Source organism: Nocardioides sp. NPDC059952 (assembly GCF_042730435.1).
Lineage (GTDB): Bacteria > Actinomycetota > Actinomycetes > Propionibacteriales > Nocardioidaceae > Nocardioides.
This window is the reverse complement of record NZ_JBHWLY010000029.1, coordinates 14,506-37,856: the sequence shown is the minus strand read 5'-3', so window position 1 is coordinate 37,856 and position 23,351 is coordinate 14,506. Positions and strand designations below refer to the sequence as shown.

The window sequence follows — 23,351 nt, the reverse complement described above, 5'->3', positions numbered from 1 at the left end:
GCACCACTCGAGGGCCCCGCCGGAAACTACTTTCCGGCGGGGCCTTCTCTGTCCCTACACTCACGCCATGCGCGGAACGATCCTGACCATGGGCGGTGGCGGCTTCTCGATGCCGGAGGTGCACGGGCGGGACTTCTCGCCGATCGATGCCGAGCTGAACCGGCTGACCGGCAAGGAGCGGCCAAAGGTCTGCTTCATCGGCACCGCGAGCGGGGACGCAGACACGTATCACGACAAGTTCCTCGCCGCGTACGCCGACCGTTCCGAGGCGAAGGTCCTGTCTCTGTTCAACAAGGCGCCCGAGGGGTACGCCCTCCCGATCAACGACCTCGAGCAGCTGCTCGAGCAGGACATCGTCTACGTGGGCGGCGGCTCCACCGCCAACCTGCTCGCGGTGTGGCGGCTGCACGGGCTGCCCGCTCTGCTGGAGAAGGCCGCCGGCGGGACGATCCTGGCCGGGATCTCGGCTGGGGCCAACTGCTGGTACGAGGCGTCCTCGACCGACTCCTTCGGCCCCACCGCGCCGCTCCCCGACGGCCTGGGCTTCCTCCCCGGTTCGTTCTGCCCGCACTACCTGGGCGAGGAGGACCGGCGCGAGACGTACGTCCGGTTCATCGGCTCCGGAGCACTGCCCTCGGGCTACGCGGCCGATGACGGCGTCGCCCTGCTGTGGCGCGACGGCGAGCTGGTCGAGGCGATCAGCGAGCGGCCCGACGGAGTCGCCTACGCCGTCGGGCCGGACGGGGAGACGGCGCTGAAGGTTCGTACGCTCGCGTGAGGTGTTGGTTTCGACACGCCTCCGCCTAGCGGCTCCGGCGGCTCAACCAGCGTTAGGGCAGGTAGAGCAGGGCGTACGTCGCGAGGTGGCAGAACCCGAAGAGCGCGGGCGCCCACACCTCGACGTTGCTCATCGGCAGGTAGCGCGAGCTGTCGCGACCTAGGCCGACGGCCGACCACTCCGCGACACCAGGTGCCGCGGGGAGCTGCTTCTCGAGGTGGGAGATGACGGAGTACTTCCCGCTCGCCATCTGCCGGTAGGAGCGGATGATCCAGAACCAGCCGAGGCATGAGCCGAGGGCGGCGATCAGGGCGACCGTGAAGATCCACGGCCGCTCGGGCGCGCTGGCGACGAGCGCCGTGCCTGCGACCAGGAGCCCGACGTTGAGGACCAGCAGGAACGCGCTGGTGAGCGTGCGCCGCACGCTGAGCCGCTCGGCCTCGGCGACGTAGAGCTTGTACTGGTCGAAGAGGACCGCGCGGTCACCGCTGGACAGCACGTCGGGAGGCAGCACCCACAGGCCTTCGGCGAGCGCCGACGGGTTCGGCTCGTTGGCGGTCACATAGCTCCGCACCGCGGTCCGCGACTCAGTTCCGGGAATCAGCTGGTTCTCCATAGTGCCTAGTTGTCTACCGGTCCCGGCGGGTGATGTCCATACGACATTCGTCACCGTGGTGGAGGTGTGACCCAGGTGTGCACTAGCGGAGGTCGCGCAGCGCGGCGGCCGCCTCGTCGACGCACTCGGGAAGACCGAGGTCGGTGGCCCCGGACACCCACCGGGAGAAGGCCGCCTGGAAGACGGCGACGGCGCTGTAGGCGGCCAGCCCGGAAGTCGGTTCGCCCACGCCGCGGTCGGTGAGCGCGGCCTGCGCCGCGGTCGCCATCGCAGCCATCTTGAGCAGCTCACGCTCCTGCAGGGCGGGGGTCGCCTCGACGATCCGGGCCCGCTGGGCCGCCTGCGCCCGGCTGCGGACCGCGCTGAGCTCGACTGCGGCCTGACGTACGCCGTCGAGCACCATCCGCAGCGGCGTCGCGTCCGCGGGGGCGGCGGCCACTGCTTTGGTCACCATCTCGTCGAGCGTGATCGGGCCGGCGAAGAGCACCTCACGCTTGTCTGCGAAGTGACGGAAGAAGGTGCGCTCGGTGACCCCGGCCCGGGCGGCGATGTCGCCGGCGGTGGTCTTGTCGTAGCCCTTCTCGGTGAACAGCTCGATGGCGGCATCCAGCATCCGACCTCGCGCGTCCGGCTCCCAACGACCCATGCCACCAGTCTACGCGATGACAGTTTCTGACATCGCGTGCTATGTTGATGTCAGTTACTGACATGAAGGGAAGTTCGATGAACATCTTCGTCACCGGAGCCTCCGGCTGGATCGGTTCTGCCGTCACCGACGAGCTCCTCGCCAACGACTACGCCGTCACCGGCTTGGCCCGATCCGACGCCAGCGCTGCGGCGCTGGAGGCCAAGGGCGTGACCGCACAGCGCGGCTCGCTCGACGACCCCGCCTCGCTCGCGGCCGCAGCCAAGGGGGCCGACGCCGTCATCCACCTGGCGTTCAATCACGACTTCGACAACTACGATGCCGCCGGACGGACCGAGCGTGCCGCGGTGAGCGCCATGCTCGAGGCCCTCGAGGGCAGCGACAAGGCATTCCTGTTCGCCAGCGGCGCCGCCGGAGCAGCCCCGGGCCGCACCGCCACGGAGGAGGACCCCAGCCCCTTCCACGGCCCCGACTCGATGCGTGGCGGCAGCGAGAACCTCGCCCTGAGCTATGCCGACAAGGGCGTACGCCCCGTGGCGCTGCGCTTTCCGATCGTCCACGGCCGCGCCGGCGACCCCGGCTTCGTCACCTACCTGGCTCAGGTCGCCAGGACGCGAGGGGTGTCCGGCTACATCGGCGACGGCGACAACCGCTGGGCATCCGCCGACCGGCCCGACGTTGCACACCTGGTGCGGCTCGCACTGGAGAAGGCACCAGCAGGCTTCCGCGCACATCCGGTTGCCGAGGAGGGCATCCCGACTCGCGAGATCGCCGCGGCCCTCGGCCAGCGTCTGGACCTGCCGGTGCGCTCGATCGACCCGGAGGACGCCCCGGACCACTTCGGCTGGATGGCGATGATGTTCGGCCTGGATCTACCGACCTCGTCCGAGATCACTCGCAAGACCCTGGGTTGGGACCCGAAGGGCCCGACCCTGATGGACGACATCAAGTCGGGCGCGTACGACGTCTGACCGAGAACTGATACGACGGGACGTTCTTGCCGGTTACCCGCGGGTGGACCGACAAGAACGTCCCGTCGTATCGATTCAGATCGCCTTGCCGACCGAGGCGGCGCCGGCTGCCTCGAACTCCTTCAGGAGGCGGCGGCGGGTGCGGGTGTCGCCACGGACCGCCTTCACCAGCTTGACGACCTGCTTGGGGGCGTTGCGCACGTTGGTGGACTCGAGGAAGCCGTTGGGCAGCGAGAGGCGCACGACCTTGTGCCACGCGGAAGCGACCTGCTGCGGCATCGGCGCGGTGTGGTAGTTGAGGCCGTACTTGTCGAAGAGCGCGCGGACCTTCGGAGCGATCTCGGCGTAGCGGTTCGAGGGCAGGTCCGGGAAGATGTGGTGCTCGATCTGGTGGGACAGGTTGCCGCTCATCACGTGCAGGAACTTCGAGCCGGAGATGTTGGCCGAGCCGAGCATCTGCCGGACGTACCACTCACCGCGGGTCTCGTTCTCCGGGATGTCCTTGAGCTCGAAGGTCTCGACACCCTCGGGGAAGTGACCGCACATGATCACCGAGTGGGTCCAGACGTTGCGGGTGAAGTTGGCGATCACGTTGGCCAGCAGCGTCGTCGGGCCCGACAGGGTGACCATCGAGACGAGCGGGTGGGCGACGTAGTCCTTGAACGCCTGGCGGCGGATCTTGGCGACCGTACGCTTCGCCGCCAGCTGCCACTCGGCGGTCGGACGGCGGCCCTTCTTCTTCTGCCGGATCACCCGGCCGAGCTCGAGGTCGTAGGCCGCGATCCCGTACTCGAAGATGCACATGTTGATGAAGTTCATCGCGGGCTGGAACAGGCTCGACGGGGTCCAGCGCTGCTCCTCGTCGACGCGCATGATGCCCCAGCCGAGGTCGTTGTCCTTGCCGACGATGTTCGTGTAGGTGTGGTGCAGCTCGTTGTGGGAGTGCTTCCACCCCTCGCTCGTCGAGGCGTTGTCCCACTCCCACACGGTGGAGTGGATCTTCGGGTCACGCATCCAGTCCCACTGGCCGTGCATGATGTTGTGGCCGATCTCCATGTTGTCCAGGATCTTGGCGATCGAGAGACCGACGGTGCCGACGACGAACGCCGGCGGGAAGATGCTCACGAGCAGGACGGCACGGGAGCCGAGCTCCAGCGAGCGCTGGATCTTGATGACCTTGTGGATGTAGGCCGCGTCCCGCTCACCGCGGGTGTCGATGACCTCTTGGCGGATGGCGTCGAGCTCGCGGCCGAGCTGCTCGATGTCGTCGCGGGTCAGGTGGGCGATCGGGCCGGTGTAGGCCGGAGCGTCAGGTGCGATGGTCATGTCTGTCTCGCTCTCGTCTTGTGGGGGGTCAGGAGGCAGGGTGGTCGATGACGCACTCGCCGGCGGCGGCGGAGATGCAGGTCTGGATGGGTACCCCTTCGGGGCCGGTCTCACCCGGGCGGGCGACGGTGAGCTCGCCGTTACGGAGGTCGCGGACGGCGCCCTCCTTCATCGGGAGCACACAGCCGAAGCAGATGCCCATACGGCATCCGCTCGGCATGAGGACGCCGGCCTCTTCGGCGGCGTCGAGGATCGGCCTGTCACCAGGTGCGTCGACGGTCTTGCCGGTGAAGGCGACGGTGCCGCCCTCGCTGGTCACGACGGTGGCCAGCCGGAACTGCTCGGTCTGGATCGGCAGCCCGGCCTCGTCGTACCAGGCCTGGAGGCTGTCGAGGAGACCGGCGGGACCGCAGGCGTACGCCTTGCGCTCCCTCAGGTCGGGGACGAGCTCGGAGAGGGTGTCGATGTCGATGCGGCCCTCGGTGCCGGTGTAGCGGGTGACGAGGCGGATCGCGCCGGCCTCGGCGAGGGACTCGAGGTTGCGGATGAAGATCGAGTCCGGGCGGCTGGGGGCGACGTGGACGACCGTGACGTCGAGCCGCTGGTGCTCGACGACGCCCTCGTCGGTGACCGGGAAGAGGTTGCGCAGCATCCCGATGACAGGGGTCACGCCGGAGCCGGCGGTGACCATCAGAAACTTGTGGCCGCGCAGGTCACTGGGCAGGACGAAGTCGCCGGCGGCCTGCTCGAGGTGGACGATCTTGCCGGGGTGCAGGCGGCGCACCAGGTGGCTGGAGACCTTGCCGTCGGGCACGGCCTTGACGGTGATCGAGATGAGGCCGTCCTTGCGGGGACCGTGGGTCAGGGAGTAGGCCCGCCAGTGGCGTACGCCGTTGACGTCGACGCCCACGCGGACGTACTGACCCGGGGTGTGGCCGTTCCAGTCGGCGCCCGGCTTGATCTCGATGGTGGCCGCGTCGGCGGTCTCCGGGGTGACCTTGACGACGCGTCCTCGCAGGTCAGCACCGGGTCGGAGGGGGTTGAACATGTCCAGGTAGTCGGCCGGCGCCAGCGGCGTGGCGATCTTCTCGGCGACCTCCCACACCTTGCGCGAGAGCCTCTCCCGCAGCGCGGGTCGCCTGGGCCCACCAGGGGCGAACAGGGCGGGGGATGTAGAGATCTCAGCCATGCATCCATGGTGCTACTTATTCGAGGTAAACTCCTGTGTTAGCGACGTGAATCTGATAGGCGGATTTATACGTGACGAACAAAAGTTCCCGAGATGTGGCCGCTCTTTCGTCCTATGACGTGCATCTGACGCCTGAGGTCGTCGCCTCGATCCGCGCCGTGCTCCCCCAGGTCGGCGAGGACGTGGTCGCCGCGATCATCGCCGAGGTGCCTCCCTACCAGGACGCGCTCTCAGGGCACATGGGCGAGACCATCCGCACCGCGGTGGGCGTGGCCCTGGGCGGCTTCCTCTCGCTCGCGTCGGGCGCGAGCCTTCCGGCCGACGTCTCGGCCGCGACCCCGCCGGCCCTCCAGGGCGCCTACGACCTGGGTCGAGGCGAGGCCAGGAGCGGGCGCACGATGGAGGCTCTGCTGGCCGCCTACCGCATCGGCGCCCGCGTGGCCTGGCGAGAGCTCGCGGGCAAGGCCGTCGAGGGCGGCATGGCACCAGCGATGCTGGTGGAGTTCTCCGCGCTGGTCTTCGCCTGGATCGACGAGATCTCGGAGGCCTCGGCGGCCGGGCACGCCGACGAGCGCGCCACGACCGGACGCGTACGCCGGCAGCTGCGCGAGCGGCTCGCCCGCAAGCTGCTGGCCGAGACGACGCCGGAGGAGCTCGACGACGCGGCCGTACGGGCCGAGTGGACCCCACCCAGCACGCTGACCGCCGTGCTGGTCCCCAACTCCCAGGTCGGCACCATCCTCGCCAAGGTCAACCAGGGCACCCTCGAGCACGACGACCTTCGTGACCTCGACGACCACACCCTGCTGCTCGTCCCGGACGCACACGGTCGTCGGCGCCGGGCGCTGATGAAGGCACTGGAAGGTCGCCGGTCGGTCGCCGGGCCGGCCAAGCCCTGGCGCGAGGCCCGGGTCTCCTACGAGCGCGCCCGCCGCGCCCAGAGCGCTGGCCTCGGCTCCGATACCGAGCAGCACCTCGTCGAGCTGGTCCTCTCCGCCGACACCGACGCCCGCGAGGACCTGCGCGCCCAGGTTCTCGCTCCCTTGGCCGACCTGCGCCCCGCCACCGCCGAGAAGCTCACCGAGACCCTCCGCTCCTGGCTCCTCCACCAGGGCCGGCGCGACGAGGTCGCCGCCGACCTCTTCATCCACCCCCAGACCGTCCGCTACCGGATGGGTCAGCTGCGCGATGTGTACGGGGACCGGCTCGACGACCCCGCGACCCTCCTCGCCCTCACGGTCGCCCTGGGCTGATCACCTCGAAGCCGAGCTCTTCGGCGACCTGGGCCATCCGCTTGTCGTAGGTCACCACCTGCTCGACCGCTTCCTCTCCTTCGGCTTCATCGGCCAGCAGTAGAGCGGTGCCCAGGTGGATGGCATCGAGCGACTTGAGCGACTGCTTGATGTCCTTCGCCGACTCGACGGCTTCGGGCAGGATGCCGATGAAATGGACGTCTTCGCAGACTCGCTCGACGTCCACCGGATCGAGATCCATCCGCACGCGGAGCCGAGCCAGCTCGATGCTCAGGACGTCCGACGAGACCAGGCGATCGCCGCGCTCCAGGACACTGTCCAGGTAGTCCTCCAACGCTGGCCTGTCGGCATGACCCAGCAGGATCCGGCCCAGCGCCGAGGTGTCCACATAGACCAGCATCAGATGCTGTCCTCACGCAGCTCTGCAAGGACCACGTCCAGGTCCTCGTCCCGCGACACGGCCCTCACAGACCTCCATCCGCCGCCCGTGCCCGTGGGCCTGCGGATCTGACCAAGAGCCACCATCTGGTCGAACTTGCTCTTCGGCGCAGGCGAGATCACCGCGATCGGGCGGCCGTGATCCGTGACCAGCAATGACTCGCCATTCTGGACGCGCCTCAGCACACGGCCCGTCTGCTGGTTCAGCTCCCCCACGCGTACTTCGCTCATACATCCACGATAGCCAACGAAGTAGAATTTTTCTACGCCGCTTTTCAGTCGCGTGGGTCCTCGCCCACGAGGCCATCGATGGACTCGCGGATGAGGTCGGCGTGGCCGGTGTGGCGGGCGTACTCCTCGATCATGTCGGCGACGTAGCGGCGGGCGTTGGCCTCGACCTGCCACTCGGGGTTGTTCGCGAGGGTGTCCATCCCGTCGCGGTCGAGGGCCTCGGCGGTCGAGCGGCGGGACCGGGCGACCGCGCCTTCCCAGAGGGCCATCAGGCCCTCGGCGGTGTCGTCCGCCTCGGTCCTCCGATCCCAGCCCTCCTGGCTGGGGTCGTAGCGGTCCCAGACGTCGGGGTAGCCCTTGCCTGCAAGGATCGCGGTGAAGTAGTGGTCCTCGAGGAACGCGAGGTGTTTGAGGAGCCAGCCGAGGGTGATCCGGGACGGCTCGAGCCGCTGGCGCAGCTGCTCGTCGGTAAGTCCGCCGCACTTCCAGGCGAACGTGCGCCGGATGCGGTCGAGGGTGCTGAGAAGTGTTCCGGTCTCGTCCATGACCGGGGTCATGTCGACCGGCCGGCTGACATCGGTGGTGGCCATGGCGCTCACGCTAGGCCCGGTTCCGGACGTACGCCTTCCGCTACCCGCGCTCGCAGACCCTTGACCTCAACTCGACGTGAGCATCGATGCTGGAGCCATGAAGTTCACCGACACCCAGCTCCGCTACCTCCGCACCCAGCTCCTCGGACGGCTGGCGACCCTCGCCCCCGACGGCGGCCTGCAGAACAACCCGGTCGGGTTCAAGATCGACGAGGAGCACCGGATCCTCATCGGCGGCCACCAGATGGGCAGGTCACGGAAGTTCAGGAACGCCCAGAAGCACCACCAGGTGGCCTTCGTGGTCGACGATCTCGCCTCCACCAACCCGTGGAGGCCGCGGATGGTCGAGATCCGCGGCACCGCCGAGGCGCTCACGGACGTGGACCCGCCCATGAAGGGCATGTCGCGCGAGATCCTCCGGATCACCCCGGAGTGGATCAGGGACTACGGACTCGGGGACTGACTCAGCGCTTCCGGAACAGCCGGGCGGGCACCAGCGAGAGCGGGTTGATCGCCGCCCGGATCCGCTGCCATCTAGTGCGCGAGTCGGAGACCGACGAGCGAAGCGTCCCGACCTGTTCCCAGAACGCGGCGACCTCGGCATCGTCGGGTCCGGCCTCGCCGAACATGGTGGTGTCGGTGAGCAGGGCCAGCCCCGGCGCACCGTCCATCCCCGGGGACGCCGACAGCACGGAGGCCTGCTCGCGGCGGGTGCCACCGGCCGGGACCCCGACCCCGAAGTCACGGGCGTGGTCGAGCGTCTCGCGCCAGCCACCGGAGAGTCGGGCGACCGGGGTCCCGCGGGTCCGCCGGCGATGTCGCCGCCAGATCTTGGCGCCGATGATCGCCCCGCACACGGCGGCGATGAGCAGCAGCGGGATGCCGACGTACGTGAAGACGGCGATCAGCCAGCCGGGCAGCGTGAACCCGTCGGGCCGTGAGTTGGCCTTCTGGTTGACCGACTCGTCCAGCGGGTCTCCGGAGGTCGCGGGCGGGCGTACGGGCGCCGGCGGCGGGACGACCTTGCCGGTGACGAGCTCCTCGGGCTGGGGAGCATTCTGCTCGGGCGGCTTCTCGGTGTTCATGAACTCGGACCAGTCCAGGGTGGCCCAGGACCCGTCCGACATCCTCAGCTCGACCCAGGCGTGCATGTCCTTGCCCTGGACGGTGCCGTCGGAGCCGACGACCGCGCCCAGGACCACCCGGGCCGGCACGCCGACCTGGTTGGCCAGGATCGCCATCAGCGCGGCGTACTGCTCGTCGTTGCCGGCGAGCTGGCCGCCCTTGGCGGTGAAGTCGGCGAGGCGACGCAGGGAGTGACCGGCCGGGTACTGCTGATTGGGCGGCTCCCCGTCGGTGTAGGTGCCCTCCTCCTTCAGCTTCGAGGCCACCGCCAGCGCGTTGGTGATCGGTGAGTCACCACCACCGGCGTACTCGGCGGCGAGCGCCTGGAACTGGGCGGCCTCGTCGCCGATCGGCGACCCGCCGGACCAGGTCTCGCTCTTATCGCCGACCTTCTCGTCGGCGACCGAGGCGGTGAAGGAGTAGGAGTCGCCGGGCTTCAGCGCCGACGGCAGGACTCCGGTGGAGGTCGCCAGGTTGTAGCGGAACGAGTCGGAGTCGGGACCGTCGAACGAGATGTGCGTGAGCGCGGTCGGCAGCGGCACCCAGACGCCGCCGAAGTCCTCCCCGATCGTGATCGTCCCGCGCACCTGCTTGCCGTCGGCGAGCGGGTTGCGCAACGTCGAGCTGATCTTCTGGAAGGTGTCGTCGGGACCTTCGGTCTCGCCGGAGTCGTTGGCCGCGCGCCAGACGGTGCCGTCGTACGAGTCCATCGCGGCGACCCGGACCCGGGTGCCCTCGGGCAGGCCCGAGACCGTGAACAGGTCCTTCTCGTAGAGCCGGCGGTCGTCCTCCGGCGTCTGGTAGCCCTTGGTGTAGACCCGGAAGCCCGCCAGGGGCGATGGGTACTGGCCGACGTTGAAGGGCGGCTCGATCTCGCCGCGCAGCACGGTGCGCTCGGGCGCGAGACCCGGGAGCAGCGGCCCGGCGAGGAACGCCAGCCCGGCCGCACCCAGGCACAGGAACGCACCGATCGCGGTCCGCGAGAGCCGGCGACCACCGGCCGCGAGGGCGCGGGCCCGCATCCCGCGGATGCAGAGCCAGGTGATTGCGACCGCCCCGAAGAGTGCGCCGAGCAAGGCGGTCTTGGACGGGTCCGTCACGCCGAGCAGGATCACGCCGGCCAGCAGCGCGAACGCGACCAGCACCGGCGGCAGAGCCGCCTTCACGCGCAGCGCCAGGGCGAAGCCGACACAGCCGGCCACGAGGCCGAGGATGTAGGGGATCGTCAGCAGCGCCCCGCCGTCGACCGGCGGGAGCGTGGTCAGCAGCCGTTTCCAGCCGTGCACGGAGTTGTCGGCGAGCGTGCCGAGCGTGTCGGGGACCGGGAGGAACGAGAGGTTGCCGAGCCCGTGCAGCGCGACCGCGCCACCGAGCACGAAGAAGGCGGCCAGCATCGCGACGGCCAGCACGACCACCGGCTGTCCGCGGCCGACGAAGGCGATGAGGATCCCGAGCAGCAGCCCGGCGACGCCGGCGACGAGGTAGGTCCAGCCGGCGTAGGTGTCGTCGAAGCCGAGGAACGCGATGGTGCCGAGCAGGAACAGGAGGAGGCCGTCGACGGCGTAGTGCTTCGTCATCTTCATCCGGACAGCCCCTTCGACAGCACGATCGGCAGCTGGTCCAGATCGGGCAGGGTGAGCATCGGCAGGTCGGCGACGGCCTTGAAGCCGGCGCGCTGCGAGGAGTCGACCCGCACGGCGACGGTGGTGGCATCGACCGAGAACTGTCCGGCCGCGCGCTGCAGCGCGACGAACTCGGGGTAGCGCCCGGTCACCAGCATCACCAGCGACGCGTCCGGCGCCTGCCGGGCGGCCTCGGCGGTGATCTCGATCAGGTTGGTGTGCTGCGGGGTCGCCCGGGAGCAGGCGTCGAGGGCAGACCGCCCTCCCCCGTTCGCCGCGGTGGCCCGCACCATCAGCACGTCGCCGGTCGCGAGCGAGACGTCGAACTCGTCCAGGATCCCGCGACGCAACAGCGAGCCCGCGATCGACATCGCGGTCTCGTACTCGTCCTCGGAGTCGTAGGACATCGGCGAGGAGTCGACGATGACGACGATGTGGGAGCGGCGGGTGTCGAGGAACTGACGCACCAGCAGCTGGCCGTGGCGTGCCGAGGAGCGCCAGTGGATGTGGCGCAGGTCGTCGCCGGGGACGTACTCGCGCAGGGCGTGGAAGGCGAGGTCGCTCATCGAGGTGTTCTGTGCCGTGGTCCCCTCGAGGTCACGGACCAGACCGACCCCGAACGGCTCCAGGTGGGTGGTGCGGGGGTGGACGAACACCTCGGTGCGGTCGGTCCACTCCTGCACCCGCCGGAAGAGGCCGAGCGGGTCGCCGCGTACGGTCCGGACGGGTCCGACATCGATCACCCCACGGCGCTGGGTCGGCACCACGAACAGCTCGGTGTGCTCGGCACCGGGAAGCAGCATCGGCAGGTCGTACGTCACCCCACCCGCCCCGATCGGGAACTCCAGGCTCGTCGAGACGAGCGGTCCGCGCGCCTCGTTGCGGGCCCGCAGCTCGCCGGTCAGCGCCTGGCCGACGGCGACCCGCGGCGGCTCGACCACGGTCGCCACCGCGAGCCGGGTGCGCCCGATCATGAAGAAGGCCGCGCCGATCACCAGGAACAGCGCCGCCATCGCCACCACGGCCGCCTCGATCCAGCCGAGCGCGGTCGCGGCGACCCAGGCGAGCGCGCCGAGGAGCAGCACACCCCAGCCGATCGAGGTCACCGTGCCGAACCACGGACGGACCCGGTCGGCGACGAACGAGTAGACCGAACCCGCCCCGGAGGCTACCGGGGCGAGTCGTTTCCGCAGGTCAGCAACGATGTTGCGGACACTGAGCCTGCTCATCTCAGGCGACACGCTCAGTGGGAGCCGGGACCGAGGTGAGCAGGTCGCCGATGACGTCCTCGACGGTGACGCCGTTGAACATCGCCTCCGGGTCGAGGATCAGGCGGTGGCAGAGCACCGGCTCGGCGAGCGACTTGACGTCGTCAGGCAGCACCTGGGAGCGGCCTTCGGCGAGCGCCCACACCTTGGCGGTGCGCACCAGGGCGAGGCAGCCACGCATGGAGGCCCCGAGGCGGATGTGCTTGTGGCGACGCGACTCGTCGATCAGCGCGGAGACGTAGGCGACGATCGCGGGGTCGATGTAGACCTGGTCGGCCATCTCAGCCATCTGGGTGACCGTCGGGGCGGTGATGATCGGGGTGACCAGCGTGGCCCGGTCGCGGACCGAGGAGTTCATCAGCAGCTCGACGGTGGCGTTCTGGTCGGGATAGCCGACCGACGTCTTCATCAGGAAGCGGTCCAGCTGCGCCTCGGGCAGCCGGTACGTCCCGGCCTGCTCGATCGGGTTCTGGGTCGCGATCACCATGAACGGACGGCCGACCTCGCGGGTGGCGCCGTCGACGGTGACCCGGCCCTCCTCCATGACCTCCAGGAGCGCCGACTGCGTCTTCGGGGACGCACGGTTGATCTCGTCGGCGAGCACGATCGAGTGGAAGATCGGGCCCGGGTGGAACTCGAAGGCGCCCTTGCCCTGGTCGTAGACGGTCACACCGGTGACGTCGCTCGGGAGGAGGTCGGGCGTGAACTGGATGCGGGCGTGCGACCCCTGGACCGTGTTGGCCAGCGCGCGGGCCAGCTGGGTCTTGCCCGTGCCCGGGTAGTCCTCGAGGAGCAGGTGACCCTCGGAGAGCAGCGCGGTCAGCACCAGGCGGATCACGTTGCGCTTGCCCAGCACCGCCTTCTCGACGTTGTCGGCAAGCTTCTCGAAGGTCTCGTGGAACCAACGAGCCTGCTCGGTCGTGACGGTCATCTCTTCTCTCCTACCACGTAACGTTCTTCGAAAGATTGGGTCTGCCGGACGTCGTGCACGTCACTCGGAACGGGGTGTTGGCGCCGACCCAGCCGCGGCCACTGCCCGTGCCCTTGCCGTTGCTCCCGATGGTCACGTTCCACCGTGAGGTGGTGGAGTTGGTGCTGCACTCCCACGTCTTGCCGGGGAAGGCGAGGTCGGTGATGGTGGAGCCGACGTACCAGCACGTTCCGCCACACGCCACGTCCGGCTCGGGGCAGGACGCGCCCGTGCACTCGCCGGCCTTGTTCACCTCGAGGATCGGGTCCGGCGGCGGGTCGGTCCGCACCGTGACCGAGTCGGACTTGCTGGACCGGCCAGAGTCGCTGATCGTCACGGTGTAGGTGTAGGACGTGTTCCACTCCGGCGCGGTGTCCGTGCCCGAGCGGGAGCCCGCGCCGGTGCCGGTGCCGAACTGGGCGATCTCGGTGCCGCCACGCTTGACCGTGACGGTCGCTGCCTTGCCGTTGGGGTTGTAGCTGACGTTCCAGTTGACCTTGTTGCCGTCGACGCTCGCCGAGATCGACGGCGCGCCCAGCGGACCGTAGGTGGTCACGTTCTTCGACGTCGATGCGCCGCAGGACGCCCCCGCGCCGGTGCCACCGGAGGAGTCGTTGCAGGCGCGCAGCTGGACGGCCGTCGAGGTGCCGTTGGTGAAGCCGGTGATCGTCTTGGTCTGCTGGCCTGCGCCCTCGGGCGAGTAGGTCCAGCTCCCGCAGGAGGAGCCGTTGCGCAGGCACTCGACCCGGTTGGTCTTGCCGTGAGAGGCCTGCGGGGTGAAGACGATCTCCGCCGTGCCGTTGGCCCCCGTCGGGGTCGCGCTCGCGAAGGAGACCGCGTCAGGGGTCGCCGCCGCCTCGACCTTGCCGCCCGCCGAGTAGCTGGAGATGTGTGTCTCCGGCGAACCACCGGAGCCGGTCTCGCGAGGCGAGGTCGCCTCCGCGTTGCGGGCCCGGACCGCGTAGGTGTAGATCGTGCCGTCGTTGGCGACGTCGTCGCGGCAGCTGGTCTCGGTCACCCACGAGCAGACGATCTTCTCGCCGGTGCCGCCGGTGCGGCGTACCTCATAGGTGACCGGCCCGGGGCCGTTGGCCGCGACCGGGCTCCACGAGACGGTCACCGACTTGCCCGAGTTGTTGGCCGTGTCGTTCCACTGGAAGGTCGGCGTCGCCGGGGTGTCCGGCTTGCCGGCACCCATCCCCTCGACCGTCGCCGACGGGCCCTTGTTGGTCTTGACGCCCTTGTCGTTGAGCGGGACGACGGTGAACTGCACCGGGTCGCCGTTGGTCGCGACTGCCGCCGCGTAAGTCGTCTGACCTGCGGAGATGTCCTTGATCCCGCCGCCCGGCCAGCTGATCCGGTATTTCTGCACGTCCGAGCAGTCGCACGCGGCCGGCTTGCTCCAGCTCAGCTCGACCTTGTGGTCGCGCTGGCGGGTGACGCTGAGGTTCTGCACCGGACCGGTGTAGGCGTCGGGCTCGCCCTCGGCGGAGTTGCTCCACTCGCGGCTCGGGCCCACGGAGTTCACCGCGCGCACCCGGAAGTCGTAGACGACGCCGTTCTTCAGCCCGGTGATCCGGCACGAGGTCGAGGGACAGTCCTGGACGTGGTCGCCGTTGGCCTCCACCTCGTAGCGCTGGATCGGGTCGTCGCCGTTGTCCTTGGGCGCGTTCCACGACAGCGCGACCACGTTGGAGAGGAAGTCGGAGGTCGTACGCAGCCCCGTCGGCGCGCCGGGGACGTCGATGACGTCCACCTCGATGACGCCGGTGGCCTTGACCCGCTTGGAGTCCTTGCCGGAGTCGCTGACCTCGATCGCGTAGCGGTAGTGGCCGTGACCTTCCTCGGGCGTGTTGAAGGTGATCTTCGAGCCGCTGGCCTTGCCCATGTCGGGCGAGTCACCGTCGACCGGGTCGAGCTTGGTGACCACGATCTCCTGCGACTCCGACGGCACCGGTGTCTGCAGATAGTCGGCCAGGTCGATGGCGACCGTCTTTCCGGCCTCGGTCTGCAGCGGCTTGATCGGTGAGAGGGACGGGGCCGGCAGCGCGATCACCGTGACGAGGAGCTGGCCGGTCGCGTCGGTGCCCTCGACACCGATCTCCAGCGCGCCCTGGGCGCCGGCGTCGGCGCGCTCGGCGGTGAGTCGCAGGCCGCCGTCCTCGGGCTTGACCTCGACCCCGTCGAGCCCGTCGCCGACCTTTGCGGTGAAGTCGAGGTCGTCGGCGTCGCCCGGGTCGGCGGTCCACACGTGGCAGATGGCGGCGATGTCGACCAGCGCGCCGTTGCCGCTCTCGGGTACCTCGACCGGGGTGCTCGGACAGTTGATCTCCGGCTCCTCCTTGCCGATCTGGACCGGCAGGGAGATCACCGAGAGGTGGGCGTCCGCGGAGGTGATCTTCTCGCGGTCGGCGACCTCGAAGGTCAAGGTCGCGGGGCCCTTGGTCTCACCGGCGGTGACCTTCACGGTCGTCGCGGTGGTGTCGCCGGTGTTGAGCATGCCCTCGGGCGCGGCCACGATCTTGTCGGTGGTGGTCAGCACCACCGGGTCGCCCTCGGGGTCCTCGACGTAGTCGGTGATGTCGACGTTCTTCGTCTCTCCCGGGTTGAGCTGGAGCTCGGAGCCCGGCTTCAGGTAGGGGGCGTCCTTGGGGCGCGCGGGGACGTAGATCGAGCCGACCGCCTGGGCTCCGTCCGGGTCGGTGACCCGGTAGGTCCAGACCCGGGTGGTGTCGCCGACCGGCAGGGTGACCTTGCCGTCGTCGATCTTCGGCTTGGACTCGTCCTCGCCGACCGAGGGACCCTTGACCGCGTCGACGGTGAGGTCCTCGAGCGCGTCGTCGATGTCGGTCACCTTGGTCATCACGTCGACGGTGGTGGTCGAGGAGTCGCCCTCCGGGCGGGCGACCACGATCCCGGCCATCGGCGGGTTGTCGTAACCCTCCTGATAGCGGATCGCCAGCTCGCCGGTGTCCTCGTGAAGACCCGTGGTCGCGCGGTAGGGGATGTGCTGGAACGGCTCCTCGGAGCCACCCTCGACCGTGACGATGCCGTCGGAGCGCTGGGTGACGTTGGATCCCTCGACCTTGTCGGTGGAAGCCAGGTGCAGCTCGGTCCCCGGCGTACGCAGGTCGTTGGCGAGCACGTCGTAGGTCAGCTTCTTGCTGGGGTCGAGCGTGACCAGGTCGTCGACGGCGACCGGACGCTGGGGCGCGCCGGGTGCGACGACGGCGATCCGCACCGTGCCGGTCGCGACGGCACCGAACGGGTCGCTGACCTCGTAGGTGAACTCGTCGGTGCCGGCGGCGTTCGGGAAGGCCTGGTAGGTGATCGTGTTGGCGCCGTGGGCCAGGACGCGGCCGTAGGAGGGCGCACTGTTGATCCGGGTCACCGAGACCGAGTCGCCGTCGGGGTCGGTGCCGACCGTGGGCAGCCGCAGCGTGACCTCGTCGCCCTGGACCACCCGCGACTCCAGCGCCTTGGGCGCGGGCGCGGAGTTGTCGGCCTTCTTCTTCGGCAGCGGCTTGATGTGGATGCGGATGTTGCCCGAGGAGTGCTCCGCGGAGGGGTCGCCGGTGTTCTGCACGACGTAGCGGACGTCGACGTCGACCGGCCCCTTCACGTCGTCGGGGGCGACGTAGCGGACCCGGTTGCCGTCGATGTAGGCCTCGCCGACCGTCGGCTGGCCCAGCACCTGCAGCTGGCCCTTCGTCTCGATGGTCTGGTCGACGACCAGGCCGACCGGGTCGCCCGAGGGCGTCGAGTCGTTGTCGAGGACCGGGATCGAGACGGAGTCGGCGGCCCTCACGGTGGCCTCGTCGTCGACCGCCTCCGGGGCGTTCTCGGCGCCGCGCAGCGCCGGACGCTGGCTCACCGTCACCGACCCCTCGGCCTCGGCCGCGCCGTTGCTGATCGTGTAGCGGATCGCCTGGGTGGCCGGGTCCATGTCGGGCTTCGACGCCTGGATCCGGAGCCAGCGCCCGTCGAGCACCGCGACCGTCAGGTCGCTGTCGCCGACGGGCTCGGCATGGGTCACGGCGAGGAGTCGGCCCCTGGAGTCGTAGTCGTTGGCGAGGACGTCGAGGGTGCGGGTCGAGGTGCCGAGGACGGCGGTCGTGTCCGGGGTCGCGATCGGCTCGTCCGCCGCCTGGGAGGCGGGTTTGACGTCGACCCGGATCTTCGCCGAGGCGGGCTTCGCGGCCCCGAAGCCGGCGTTGTAGCTGAGCTGGTAGGTGCCCGGCGAGCTTCCCCGGGCTCGCACCACGCCGGTCTCCCGGTCGGTGCTGACCTCGAGGCCGCCCTTGGGCGGTACGTCACCGGCGAGGGTGAGGCTCGCGTCGAGGTTGGACGGGTCGGCGCCGGGGATGTCGTTGTCGAGCGGACGGATCGTCACCCAGGAGCCCTGGGTGCCCTCGGCGACGTCGTCCTTCGGCTCGGGGGACGCGGTGTTGGCCCCGGCCACGATGTTGATCCGCACCTTGTCCTTCGACGGCTTGCCGCCGGTGCTGACCTGGTAGCCGAGGCTCTCGTTACCCGTGGCGTCCGGGGCCGCGGTGTAGCGGACCAGGCCGTCCGGGGTCACGCTCGCCTTGCCCTTGGACGCGGTCGGGGACTGCGCGGTGACCGGGTCGCCGTAGCGCTCGTCGCGCCAGTCGCCGACCACCGGGATCTCCACGGTGCCGCCGGCGGCGACGGTGTAGTCGGTCGGCGTGAAGTGCTCACGCAGCGTCGGCTTGCCGGTGCCGCCCGAGCCCTCGATCTTGAGCTCCACGCTGGCGTCGTCCTGGCCCGCCTTGCCCTTGAGCCCGTCGTCGACGGTGTATTTGAAGCTGGTCTTCTTGCCCTCGGCCGACTCGGGGGCGGTGACCAGGACCGACTGCCGGTCGGGTGCGATGGTGGCCTCGACGCCGTCGACGGAGGCCTTGCCGACCGAGACGACGCTGAGGATCGAGTCCTTGGCCGAGGAGTCGTTGTCGAGGACGTGCAGGACCGTGGTGCGGCCGGCCCGGGCACCGAGCTGGTCGTCCTTGGCCTTCGGCGCCTGGGCGGCCTTGGTCTGCTGCTGCTGCTTGTCCTTCTTCTGGTTCTGCTTCTCGGTCTGCGGCTGGAACGCCTCCCAGTTCGAGATCTTCTTGATGTCGGCGCCGTCGATCTCCCAGACATCGCCGTTGCGCAGGTCGTTGAGCACCAGCTGGCCCCGGTTGACCCGGAACTCCAGCTCGGCGGCCGGGCCGAGGGTCGGGATCTCGCCCAGGACGGGCTCGCCCTCGCCGCACTGGGTGACCACCGAGCCGGTCGAGCCGTTGGCCCAGGCACCGAAGACGCAGTCGCCGAGCCGGACCGGCGCGGCCGGGTCGCCGGCGGACTCGGCGACGTGGCGGATCTCGCCGTTGCTCAGCTTGACGGCCTTGAGGCCGGTCGCGTCGCCGACGAGCACCTCCGTGGCCTTGACGGAGGGCTGCTGGAGGACCGCGCTCTCAGCGGTGTCGCCGAAGTCCACGGCGACGTCGGAGCCCTTGGCTGCGCCGAGCAGCCAGCCGGCCTGGTCGAGAGTGATGACCTCGCCGCCGACGACTGTCGCCGAGGTGGGGGTCTCCGCGTACTCCGGAGCCTTCGGGAGCTTGGTCTCCTCGGGACCGGCGAAGCGATCACCGTCCGGGGCGAAGGCGGTCAGCGTCCGCTTGGCGGCCGAGACGGCGTACGCGGTCCCGTCGGCGCCGATGGTGAGCACCGCGTCGGCGCCGACCGTCTCGGTGGGCTTCGTCGAGCCGGAGAGGTCGGAGAGGTCGCCGACGCCGGTGGTCGGGTCGACGGAGGTGAGCCAGACCTTGCCGGTCTTCTGCTCGGCGACGCCGATGGTGTTGCCACCCATCATCACGCGGCTGTCCTTCACGGTCACCGCGTCGTCGTCGATGCCCTCGGCGAGCTTGGTGTTGACCGGCGTGATCGTGCGGGCGTCGCGGTCGACGGAGGCCACCGCGATGCCGTTCTGCACCACGTCGAGGCCGGCTCGCTCGGACCTGGAACCGGTCTCGTTGCCCGCCCAGACGACGCCGTCGAGCTGGGCGACGGGGCGGTTCTGCCGGCCGAGGGTGCCCCAGGACTGGTTGGTCACCCAGATGCCGCCGTCGTCGAGATCCGCCTTGTGCACGGGGTAGCCCGTCGACTGGATCGCGTAGACGGTCAGACCGCCCGCGACCACGGCAAGAGCCACCCAGGACGCGATGGAGGTCCGATGACGCCGCATCCAACCGGGCGCCATCCCGAAACGTGCCACCAAGGCTCTCCCCAAGTCCTTCCATGCCAAAACGGCCAGCCAACGCAAAAAGCCGGGCTTACTCTAGGCGGGCCCAGGGGTTGAAGCCACACGAATGAGCCAAACGTGGCACACGGCTCAGTGAACACGCTCACCGATACCGTACGTGATGTTCTAAAGTGTCCGCTTCCAGCACCACTATTTCGCATCCTGACCGGGACGTCCCGATCATTGGCATCGCAAAGGAACAGCATGACCGCTTACCCAGCCCTGCGTGCCGCGGGGGCGACTGATGTCGGCCGGGTCCGCGAAGTGAACGAGGACTCGTTCGTCATGCTGCCCGCGGTGGCAGTCGTCGCCGACGGGATGGGCGGTCACGCGAGCGGCGATGTCGCCAGCGCTCTCGCGGTGGAGACCTTCCAGAGCCGCTTCGCGACCATCTGCCCGGTTCCCGAGGACATCCAGGACGCCGTCCACGCCGCCAACTCCGCGATCACCTCGGAGGCGGCGCGCAACTCCGAGAAGCAGGGCATGGGCACGACGTTGACCGGAGTGGCGCTCGTCGAGTCCGGGGGCGCTCCCCACTGGCTGGTGTTCAACGTCGGCGACTCGCGCGTCTACCGGCTCTCCCCGGCCGGCGTGACGCAGGTGACCGTCGACCACTCCGAGGTCGCCGTCATGGTCGAGGCGGGGATGATCACCGCTGCCGAGGCTCGCGTCCACCCGCTGCGCAACGTCATCACCCGGTCGCTCGGCACCTACCCGTCCCCCGAGGCGGACACCTGGCTGATGGCCGTGTCGCCCGAAGACCTCTTCCTGCTCTGCTCCGACGGTCTCACCGGCGAGCTCGAGGACCACGAGATCCATGAGATCGCCTCCAAGACGCTCGGGGTGGGCGGAAGCATCGACAACCTCGCCCAGAGGCTGGTGGACGCAGCGGTTGCATCGGGCGGGCGCGACAATGTCACTGTGGTACTCGTGACGCCCCCTCCCTCGCTCTTCACCGCCCCGATGGAAGTCGACGCCTCGTCGTCCCATGAGTGATACCGCTACCTACTGTGCCGGGCACTGGCTCGCGTTGAAGGGCGACCGGTGCTGGGCGCTGGTTCAGCTCGGGCCCGGCGACCCGCGGGTCGGTGGTGTCCAGGCCGCGCTGGCCGACCCCCACCCGGTCGACGCGATCGCCGGACTGCTCTCCGCGGACGGGCCGCGAGCCCCCGGCTTCGCACTGATCGGACGCGAGGGCCCGCGGGTGCGGTACGCCGTGCGCTCCCCTGCCAAGGTGACCGCCGTCGTCAACGAGGTGCCGGTCTTCATCGACGGCATCGACGTCTCCGGCAAGTGGGCCGACGGCCACTTCGCCGCCGTACCCGAGCGGGCCGAGCTCGCCAACGGGGCCTGGGGCGGGATGGAGGAGGACCAGCCGCTGGTCGACACCGCCCACGCGCGCTCGCTGGACGTCGTCTTCGACCCCCACTACTACGCACAGGCGCAGGCGCAGCCCGACGCGACCATGACGCCGCTCGACCACACCATCCGGCGCTCCGACCTGGCGGCCTCGCCGCCGCCCGGGATGCCGCCCGCCGCGCCGCCTCCGGGCGTGCCCTCGTTCCAGAGCCCTCCCCCGGCCGCCGTGCCGCCGCCACCGGTGGCGCCCGTGCAGCCCGCGCCGGAGGCCAAGAAGGGCATCATCGACGGGCTTCCGTGGCGCAAGAAGGGTGCCAAGAAGCCCGACCCGAACGCGTGGGGCCCGCCGGACCGGCAGCCCTCGCCCCCGCCCGCGATGCCGCCCGCGTCGCCTCCTCCCCCGATGCCCGCGCCTGCTCCTGCGCCGCCGCCTCCGGTCGACATGGCGACCCGCGTCCGCGACGTCCCGACCCCGACCCCGGTGCCGCCGGCGGGCGGGCCGACGGTGTGGGCGGTCTACTGTCCGCAGGGCCACGCCTCGCCGCCCTACTCCCCGACCTGCCGCATCTGCCGGATGGCGCTGCCACCGCACCAGCAGCCGGTCTCGGTCCCGCGCCCCGCGCTGGGCCAGCTCAAGCTGGGCGACGGCCGGGTCGTCGTCCTGGACCGCGGTGCCGTCTTCGGGCGGTCGCCGCGCGCTGATGCCAACGGCAACACGGGGGCTGGTGGCGTACCTCCGCATCTGGTGAAGGTGATGCTGCCCGACATCAGCCGGCTGCACACCGAGGTGCGGCTGGAGGAGTGGCAGGTTCTCGTACGCGACCTCGGCTCCGCCAACGGGTCCTATCTGACCCTGCCTGGTGGGCGTCCGCAGCAGATGCGGCCGATGGAGGAGTACGCCCTGGAGCCCGGCGCCGTGATCAGCCTGGCCGGTTCGATCAATCTGACCTATGAGGTTCTCGGGTGAGCGAGCGACAGCGAGTGAGCCATCGAATCACCGCGCGGCCACGTCCGTATCCTGGCGCTTGCGCTACGGAGGTGGCCGCGTGACACAGACACCACCTCCCGAGCTCGGCCCCGAGCTGCCGGGGATGAACTGCCTGAGCAGGCTCGGCTCCGGCGGGTTCGCCGACGTCTATCTCTACGAACGCCACCACCCGAAGGTCCGGGTCGCGGTGAAACTGATGCGCTCCTCCGATCTCGCCGAGGCGCAGCGGGCGCAGTTCGCGGCCGAGGCGGCGGTGATGGCCGAGCTGGCCGAGCACCCGTTCATCGTGCCCGTGCACAGCGCCGGTGAGACGCCGGACGGCCGGCCGTACCTGGTGATGGGCTACTACCCCAACAACGACCTCGGCGCCCGCGTACGCAACAACCCGATGAAGGTGCAGGACGCGCTGCGCTTCGGGATCCAGATGGCCTCGGCCGTCGAGACCGCGCACCGCGCCGGGATCATCCACCGCGACATCAAGCCGTCCAACATCCTGCTCTCCCGCTACGACGTGCCCGGCCTGGCCGACTTCGGCATCGCCGGCCGTCCGCGCGACGACGAGGGCGACATCGGCGTCTCGCTGCCGTGGTCGCCGCCCGAGGTCCTCACCTCGGCGTCCAACGGCTCAGTGGCCTCCGACGTCTACTCCCTGGCCGCGACCGTCTGGCACCTCCTCGTCGGGCGCTCGCCGTTCGCCGAGCGGGGCAACAACTCCGACCGCGCCGTCTTCTCCCGCATCCTGCACACGGCTCCCCCGGCGACCGGGCGCCCGGACGTGCCACCCTCGCTCGACCGCGTGCTCCAGCAGGCGATGGCGAAGGACCCGACCTACCGGCCTCGGACTGCCCTCGACCTGGCCCGCCACTTCCAGCGGATCGAGCAGGAGCTGCGGCTGGGCCGCACCGAGGTGCAGGTCCTCGACCGCGACGCCGGCGGCAGCGGGTCGTTCCCGGTCGTCCCCGACATTCCGGCCGCGCGGGGTGAAGGACCCACGACGGGATCGGGCCGTGCGCGGCTCCCCTCCCCGCCCAGCGACCCGGAGATGGAGAAGGCGACCGAGCTCAAGCCGCCGTCCCAGGTCATCGCGCAGGCGCCGATCACCCAGCCCCCGGCCTCGCTGGCCTCGGCCCCGATGGCGGACGCAGGCTCGCTCTCCGGCGACCGCACCCGGTTCAGCTACCCGCGGACCGAGGAGGGCCCGTCCGTCCTCACCGGCGCACGCCCGACGGAGAGCCGCAGCAAGACCCCGGCGATCATCGGCGTCGTCCTCCTCTTCCTCATCGCCGCCGTCATCGGCATCGTGCTCTCCCGCGGCGGCGAGGACGAGAAGCCCGACGAGGTCCCGCCCCCGCCCGTCGAGACCGACCTCCCCGGTGTCACCGGCCCAGCCGCCCCGGGCAAGGTCAAGGGCACGCTCAAGGGCAACCGCGCCGTCTTCACCTGGTCCGGCGTCTCCGGAGCGACCGGCTACAAATGGGTCGGCGACAACTCCACCAGCGGCAACGTGAGCCAGCCCAAGGCGGTCGTACGCCTCGAAGGGGCGACCAAGGTCTGCATCCAGGTCCGCTCCCTCGGCGAGAACGGCAACGTCTCCCAGGGCGCCGCCCAGGCCTGCGTCAGCAAGTAGCCCGCTGTCGAAACCGGGCGACGAGACCGCGCTATGCGGGGGTTGACGCC

At 70.0% G+C, this 23,351-nt stretch carries 18 protein-coding genes; 7 read left to right on the top strand and 11 right to left on the bottom strand.

Annotation, left to right across the window (positions count from 1 at the left end; translation table 11 throughout):
• Positions 1–67 precede the first annotated feature (67 nt).
• Positions 68–778: a Type 1 glutamine amidotransferase-like domain-containing protein gene (locus tag ACFV9G_RS15095; RefSeq protein WP_378728288.1), complete on the top strand. Its 711-nt coding sequence runs from the start codon at positions 68–70 to the stop codon at positions 776–778.
• A 52-nt stretch (positions 779–830) separates the two neighbouring features.
• Here ACFV9G_RS15095 and ACFV9G_RS15090 read toward each other — a convergent pair whose 3' ends face one another.
• Positions 831–1,340 carry a hypothetical protein gene (locus tag ACFV9G_RS15090; protein WP_378728287.1) on the bottom strand — a complete coding sequence of 170 codons (510 nt, stop codon included), beginning with the start codon at positions 1,338–1,340 and terminating at the stop codon, positions 831–833.
• Between the two features lie 136 nt (positions 1,341–1,476).
• Positions 1,477–2,040 carry a helix-turn-helix domain-containing protein gene (locus ACFV9G_RS15085; RefSeq protein ID WP_378728286.1) on the bottom strand — a complete coding sequence of 188 codons (564 nt, stop codon included), beginning with the start codon at positions 2,038–2,040 and terminating at the stop codon, positions 1,477–1,479.
• Between the two features lie 77 nt (positions 2,041–2,117).
• Between ACFV9G_RS15085 and ACFV9G_RS15080 the strand changes: the two genes are divergently transcribed.
• Positions 2,118–3,011 carry an SDR family oxidoreductase gene (locus tag ACFV9G_RS15080; protein ID WP_378728285.1) on the top strand — a complete coding sequence of 298 codons (894 nt, stop codon included), beginning with the start codon at positions 2,118–2,120 and terminating at the stop codon, positions 3,009–3,011.
• Positions 3,012–3,086: 75 nt separating this feature from the next.
• Here the strand turns inward: ACFV9G_RS15080 and ACFV9G_RS15075 are convergent, their stop codons facing one another.
• Together ACFV9G_RS15075 and ACFV9G_RS15070 are read right to left on the bottom strand one after the other, a co-directional pair.
• Positions 3,087–4,337, bottom strand: coding sequence for a fatty acid desaturase family protein (locus tag ACFV9G_RS15075; RefSeq protein ID WP_378728284.1), 1,251 nt, complete (start codon positions 4,335–4,337; stop codon positions 3,087–3,089).
• 28 nt (positions 4,338–4,365) lie between these two features.
• A complete protein-coding gene (locus ACFV9G_RS15070; RefSeq protein WP_378728283.1) occupies positions 4,366–5,526 on the bottom strand; it encodes a ferredoxin reductase in 1,161 nt (386 codons plus the stop codon).
• Between the two features lie 119 nt (positions 5,527–5,645).
• Between ACFV9G_RS15070 and ACFV9G_RS15065 the strand changes: the two genes are divergently transcribed.
• Positions 5,646–6,779, top strand: coding sequence for a PucR family transcriptional regulator (locus ACFV9G_RS15065; protein ID WP_378728282.1), 1,134 nt, complete (start codon positions 5,646–5,648; stop codon positions 6,777–6,779).
• Here the strand turns inward: ACFV9G_RS15065 and ACFV9G_RS15060 are convergent.
• From ACFV9G_RS15060 to ACFV9G_RS15050, 3 genes are read right to left on the bottom strand one after another with little or no spacing between them, the layout of a single operon-like run.
• The gene (locus ACFV9G_RS15060) at positions 6,760–7,179 is read right to left on the bottom strand and encodes a type II toxin-antitoxin system VapC family toxin (RefSeq protein ID WP_378728281.1); all 420 of its coding nucleotides are present in this window, start codon (positions 7,177–7,179) and stop codon (positions 6,760–6,762) included. The two genes, ACFV9G_RS15065 and ACFV9G_RS15060, sit on opposite strands and share 20 nt — an antisense overlap.
• A complete protein-coding gene (locus ACFV9G_RS15055) occupies positions 7,179–7,448 on the bottom strand; it encodes a type II toxin-antitoxin system Phd/YefM family antitoxin (RefSeq protein ID WP_378728280.1) in 270 nt (89 codons plus the stop codon). The genes ACFV9G_RS15060 and ACFV9G_RS15055 overlap by 1 nt, the downstream gene beginning before the upstream one ends.
• A 44-nt stretch (positions 7,449–7,492) precedes the next feature.
• Positions 7,493–8,038, bottom strand: coding sequence for a DinB family protein (locus tag ACFV9G_RS15050; RefSeq protein ID WP_378728279.1), 546 nt, complete (start codon positions 8,036–8,038; stop codon positions 7,493–7,495).
• Between the two features lie 97 nt (positions 8,039–8,135).
• Between ACFV9G_RS15050 and ACFV9G_RS15045 the strand changes: the two genes are divergently transcribed.
• On the top strand, positions 8,136–8,501 hold the full coding sequence (locus tag ACFV9G_RS15045; RefSeq protein ID WP_378728278.1) for a PPOX class F420-dependent oxidoreductase: 366 nt from the start codon (positions 8,136–8,138) through the stop codon (positions 8,499–8,501).
• A gap of 1 nt (position 8,502) precedes the next feature.
• Here ACFV9G_RS15045 and ACFV9G_RS15040 read toward each other — a convergent pair whose 3' ends face one another.
• The 4 genes from ACFV9G_RS15040 to ACFV9G_RS15025 are packed head-to-tail and all read right to left on the bottom strand — an operon-like array spanning position 8,503 to position 19,300.
• Entirely contained in the window at positions 8,503–10,746 is a 2,244-nt protein-coding gene (locus ACFV9G_RS15040) for a DUF3488 and transglutaminase-like domain-containing protein (RefSeq protein ID WP_378728277.1), read from the bottom strand.
• On the bottom strand, positions 10,743–12,014 hold the full coding sequence (locus tag ACFV9G_RS15035) for a DUF58 domain-containing protein (protein ID WP_378728276.1): 1,272 nt from the start codon (positions 12,012–12,014) through the stop codon (positions 10,743–10,745). Before ACFV9G_RS15035 ends, ACFV9G_RS15040 begins: the two co-directional genes overlap by 4 nt.
• Before the next feature lies 1 nt (position 12,015).
• Complete coding sequence (locus ACFV9G_RS15030) at positions 12,016–12,984, bottom strand: AAA family ATPase (protein ID WP_378728275.1); 969 nt, start codon at positions 12,982–12,984, stop codon at positions 12,016–12,018.
• Between the two features lie 10 nt (positions 12,985–12,994).
• Positions 12,995–19,300 carry an Ig-like domain-containing protein gene (locus ACFV9G_RS15025; protein WP_378728274.1) on the bottom strand — a complete coding sequence of 2,102 codons (6,306 nt, stop codon included), beginning with the start codon at positions 19,298–19,300 and terminating at the stop codon, positions 12,995–12,997.
• Between the two features lie 231 nt (positions 19,301–19,531).
• Between ACFV9G_RS15025 and ACFV9G_RS15020 the strand changes: the two genes are divergently transcribed.
• The 3 genes from ACFV9G_RS15020 to ACFV9G_RS15010 all read left to right on the top strand — a co-directional run bounded on the left by ACFV9G_RS15020 (position 19,532) and on the right by ACFV9G_RS15010 (position 23,301).
• Entirely contained in the window at positions 19,532–20,323 is a 792-nt protein-coding gene (locus tag ACFV9G_RS15020; RefSeq protein WP_378728273.1) for a PP2C family protein-serine/threonine phosphatase, read from the top strand.
• Entirely contained in the window at positions 20,316–21,653 is a 1,338-nt protein-coding gene (locus ACFV9G_RS15015; protein ID WP_378728272.1) for an FHA domain-containing protein, read from the top strand. Before ACFV9G_RS15020 ends, ACFV9G_RS15015 begins: the two co-directional genes overlap by 8 nt.
• A 79-nt stretch (positions 21,654–21,732) precedes the next feature.
• Entirely contained in the window at positions 21,733–23,301 is a 1,569-nt protein-coding gene (locus tag ACFV9G_RS15010) for a protein kinase (protein WP_378728271.1), read from the top strand.
• The last annotated feature ends 50 nt before the right edge of the window (positions 23,302–23,351 follow it).